The organism is Actinokineospora sp., from assembly GCF_050699995.1.
Lineage (GTDB): Bacteria > Actinomycetota > Actinomycetes > Mycobacteriales > Pseudonocardiaceae > Actinokineospora.
This window is the reverse complement of the sequence record NZ_JBOHGC010000326.1, coordinates 1-3,570: the sequence shown is the minus strand read 5'-3', so window position 1 is coordinate 3,570 and position 3,570 is coordinate 1. Positions and strand designations below refer to the sequence as shown.

Genomic DNA, 3,570 nt, shown 5'->3' with positions numbered 1-3,570 from the left:
CGTGGTCTGCGGCGTCGCGGTCGGGGTCGGAGCCGCAGCTGCGAGCTACACGGCCAGCAGCGCCGGCACCGACAACTGGAGTGTAATTGTTCAGGTGTAGGGCCGCCTCGGCTGGAGTCCCTTGTCCCATAAGGGGTTTCGGCTTTGGAGACCGATCGCGCGTTTCGCGCGAATCCACCACGTAGCGCGCGCGGTGGTGTAGAACGCGGGGTATCGATGCTGCGTCTGGTTCCCGGCGGCCGGTCACGGCCGAGGCCCTGGAGGGGTTCTCCCGTAAGGAACTGGTGGAGATGGTCCTGGCGCAGGCGGCGGTGATCGAAGGGCTGGAAGCTCGGGTCGGAGAGCTGGAACGCCAGATCGGGCGTCATTCGGGGAACTCGTCGTTGCCGCCGTCGCGTGACGCCCAGGAGCAGCGGGAGTCGCGGGCCGAGCGGCGCCGGGCGGCGCGGGCAGCGCAGAAGGAGGACAAGCGCCGCCAGGGGAAGCAGCCCGGGGCGCCGGGTGCGCACCTGGCGCAGGTGGACGACCCGGACCGTGTCGTGGTCCACGTTCCGGGTGCGTGTCGGGGTTGCGGCGCCGGCTTGGCGGGCGCCCCGGTCGAGGGGGTGGAACGCCGCCAGGTGTTCGACCTGCCCGAACGGCGCCGGGAAGTGACCGAGCACCGGGCCGAGCGGCGCCGCTGCGGGTGCGGGCGGGCCACGACGGCCGAGTTCCCCCCCGAGGCGAGGGCGCCGGCGTGCTGGGGGCCGCGGGTGCGGGCCTACGCCATCTATCTCCTGGTCCGCCAGCACCTCCCGGTGGAACGCACCGCCGAACTGCTCGCCGACATGCTGGGCGCGCCGGTCTCCAGCGGGTGGTTGGCGTCGCTCGCCGCCGAGGGGGCCGACGGCCTCGCCGGGTTCGTCGACGACCTGGCCGACCGGGTAGCCGCCTCCGACGTCGTCCACGCCGATGAGACCGGCACCCGGGTGGCCGGGACGAAGTGGTGGATCCACGTGGCGGCCACCGTGCTGCTCACCTACCTGGCCGTTCACCGCCACCGCGGGCGGGAAGCCATCAACGAGATCGGGATCCTGCCCCGCTTCCGGGGCACCCTCGTCCATGACCGCCTGGCGTCCTACTGGGGCTACACCAACGCCCGCCACGCCGTCTGTAACGCCCACCTACTACGCGACCTCGCCGCCGTAGCCGAGATCGCCTCCCAAGAGGCGTGGGCGACGGCCATGACCGCGTTGCTCCTCGACGCCAAACGACGATGCGAGGCCGCGCTGGCGGCCGGCCTCCCGGCTGTGCCTCCGGGTCAACGATCGCAGCTGCGCGCCCGCTACAACCGCATCGTGGCCGACGCCTTCGCCGTCAACCCCGAACCCCCCGCCGGCCGCAAACGACACCCGTTGGAACGCGCCGGCTACAACCTGGCCGTCGCCTTCCGCAACCACGCCACCGAAATCCTGCGCTTCACCACCGACCTCCGAGTCCCGTTCGACAACAACCAGGCCGAGAGAGACCTCCGGATGGCCAAACTCCAGCAGAAGATCTCCGGCACCTTCCGAAGCGAGAAAGGCGCCGAACGCTTCGCCGCCATCCGCAGCTACATCGAAACCGGCCGCAAGCACGGGCACAACCCACTCGACCTGCTCATCCAACTCTTCAACGGGAACCCCTGGATGATCCCCTCACCGGCGGCCACCTGAATAGTGTAACCAGTCAGGTCGGCGTTCTCGCGCGTGTCGGGCTGTTGAGATCAGATCTCGGTTGTCGTCATCGACTGGCGTTCAAGGAGCTCGGGTCGCGGGTGGCAGCCAGGGTCCTGTGGTGTAGATCTGGTGCAGTGCCCAGAGCCGGTTGATGCCGTTGAGGGCCGCGGTTTGGAGGTAGCTGCGGATGGTGGCGAACGCTTGGGCTCCGGCGTCGCTGCGGAAGGCGCCGCTGATCTTGTCGTGGAGCTTGACCATTCGCAGCGATCTTTCCGCAGTGTTGTTGTCGGTGGGTACCGCCGTGTCGTCGAGCGTTCTGAGGATCTGATCGGCTTGGGCGCGCATCCGGGTGGCCAGGTTCCATGCTTTGCGCTGGGCTTCGGTCCAGCCGCCTGTCCCGCGGCGGCGAGGTTTTGGCCCTTCGGGCAAGAGCGCGAAGGCGTCGTCGAGCACCTTGTGGTAGCGGCGGCGGAGCACTTTGGCCGTGGCCGGGGCGACTTTTGATCGTCCCGCGGCGGCGGCAGTTTCCGACGCGCGCTTCACGGCGACGAGGACCTCGATCATCTCTGCGCACCACTGGGCGAACTCCTCGGTGCGGCCCACGGCCTTGAGGTGACGGGTCAAATGGGCGCCGCACTGAGCGTGGGTGGCGCCAGCGAAGAGGTCGTAGGGAGCCCAGCCGTCATGGACGATCGTGCCGCGGTAATCGCCGAGCACGCCGATGTCTTCGAGCGCTTCGAACCCCCGCTTGGGGTGCACCACCAACAGGGTCAACAGCTTGGTGGACAACGTGTGCACCCACCGTTTGCTCAGCCCGACCCGGGTGCCGGTCTCATCGGCGTGGACCACCGGCGCTTCGCCCAGCTGGTCCTTCACCGTGGCGATGAACCCGGCCAGCTTGCCGGCCGCTTCGGCCTGCACGGCGCACAGCCACCCCGTCGACACCGGCGCCCCCAACAGTTCGGCCAACAGTTCGGCGGTGCGTTCCAACGGCAGATGCTGGCGGTCCAGCAGATACAACGCCAACGCCCGCACCTCCGGTCCCCAACACACGGGAGCTCTGGCCTCGGGGGGGAACACGCCCACGGTCTCGTGGCCGCAGCCACACAGGCGGCGCTCGGCTACGAAGTCGGTGACCCGGACCCGGATCTCGGGGATTTCCAACACTTGGCGGCGGACCTCGCCCACGACCTCGGCGCCGGAGAGGTCCTCCCCGCAGGCGCCACAGCACACCGGCGGATGCACGACCACCTCGTCTGGAACCCGCCGCGCCAGGTTCGCTCCCGGCGCGCCCGGCTGCTTCCCTTGCCGCCGCCCCGACGACCGTGCCGCCCGCGCCGCAGCGCGCCGCTCAGCGCGGGATTGGCGCGGCTGCTGCGGGTCCATCGACGGCGGCCGCGACGAGTTCTCCGAATTGGCGCCCAGCTGATCCTTGAGCTGGGCGACCAGCTCAGCGAGCACACTGTTCTCGGCCCGGAGCCGCTCGTTCTCCGCCTGCACCTCTGCCAGCCGAACCTCAAGCTCAGCGATCCGATCACCCAGACCCATACCACCGGTTTTACATCACCGCGCGCCGTCCGCGGTGGATACACCACAAACCGCGCGAATGGGACCTGACTGGTTACGTTGTTTTTGCGCTGGAAACCACGGCGAGGCCTGAACTGGCGGGTGCCGGACCCAGCCAGCCGAGGGGTGGCGAAATCATGCCGCCGGTCGAGATGGACCCCGGGGGGGCGATGCCGGAGCGGATCGTGCCGATGCTGGCCCGCACCGGGACGGTCCCGGCCGCCGACGAGCGCTGGGCCTTTGAGTTCAAGTGGGACGGGGTGCGGGCCATCGCCTACTCGGCCCCCGGCTCGTGGCGGTTGGAGAG

2 protein-coding genes are annotated in these 3,570 nt (G+C 69.6%); one reads left to right on the top strand and one right to left on the bottom strand.

Annotated features, from left to right (window positions below; all coding sequences use genetic code 11):
* Positions 1–290: 290 nt before the first annotated feature.
* On the top strand, positions 291–1,694 hold the full coding sequence (gene tnpC / locus ACRDSQ_RS16190) for an IS66 family transposase (protein ID WP_431422073.1): 1,404 nt from the start codon (positions 291–293) through the stop codon (positions 1,692–1,694).
* An 81-nt stretch (positions 1,695–1,775) separates the two neighbouring features.
* Here tnpC (ACRDSQ_RS16190) and tnpC (ACRDSQ_RS16185) read toward each other — a convergent pair whose 3' ends face one another.
* Positions 1,776–3,245, bottom strand: a complete 1,470-nt coding sequence (gene tnpC, locus ACRDSQ_RS16185; protein ID WP_431422071.1) for an IS66 family transposase — start codon at positions 3,243–3,245, stop codon at positions 1,776–1,778.
* Positions 3,246–3,570: the final 325 nt, after the last annotated feature.